The organism is Nocardia cyriacigeorgica, from assembly GCF_010858045.1.
Taxonomy (GTDB): Bacteria; Actinomycetota; Actinomycetes; order Mycobacteriales; family Mycobacteriaceae; genus Nocardia; species Nocardia cyriacigeorgica_E.
This window is the reverse complement of record NZ_JAAGVC010000100.1, coordinates 1-647: the sequence shown is the minus strand read 5'-3', so window position 1 is coordinate 647 and position 647 is coordinate 1. Positions and strand designations below refer to the sequence as shown.

Here is a 647-nt window from a genome sequence, read left to right as displayed (position 1 = left end):
CCTGTCGTCAGACCGCGCATGGCCGGAGCGAAGGCGGAGGTACGCCTATCGATGTCCGTGCCGCAGTTCGTACATATCCCGTTCGTGCTCGGAGATCTTGCCGTGATCGAGCAGATTCGGATCGAGGCCGTGCTGCACCAGCCGGTACCGGCGCCATACATAGCTGAGCGCGACGGTGAAGATGACCATCGGAACCGTCATCATCACAATCAGCCCGATCTTGAGTGGCAACGGACCTGGGAACAGCAGCACGAGCGCGAAGAACGGAACGACCGGCCCGAGAAACCGGAGCAGATAGCGTTCCATGGCCCCGTGCCCGAGCAGGTCGTTCTTCACCCACTCGTGCAGGTTCGCGGGGAGCTCGCGGCCCAGATCGTAGGCAATGCGCTGCCTGAAGGTGGGTTTGTCCATACCTCAAGGCTATGCCTGTGATGTGAGTCACCGCCAGGTTCGAATAGGGGTTCAGCGCCGGGGCGTTCGGTGTCGTTCGTGGCCCGCGGGATCGGTCCCGTGTGCGCCCACAGGTGGATGGCCCGGCCGCCCGTTGGACGCGCGGCCGACCGGGGCGGAGCCTGTTCAGTCCTGGCTGCTCGTGGCACCGCCGGCGCGGTGGAATTCCTCGATCTGCTTGGTCAGGTTCTCAGTGC

At 64.3% G+C, this 647-nt stretch carries 1 protein-coding gene; it reads right to left on the bottom strand.

From position 1 onward, the window contains the following. Nucleotides 1-45 precede the first annotated feature (45 nt). Complete coding sequence (locus tag GV790_RS28870; RefSeq protein WP_163817986.1) at nt 46-411, bottom strand: DUF5313 family protein; 366 nt, start codon at nt 409-411, stop codon at nt 46-48. Nucleotides 412-647: the final 236 nt, after the last annotated feature.

Excerpts from the sequence above, each read along its gene's own strand:
- GV790_RS28870 (WP_163817986.1), bottom strand. The coding sequence starts at position 411 with ATGGACAAACCCACCTTCAGGCAGCGCATTGCCTACGATCTGGGCCGC.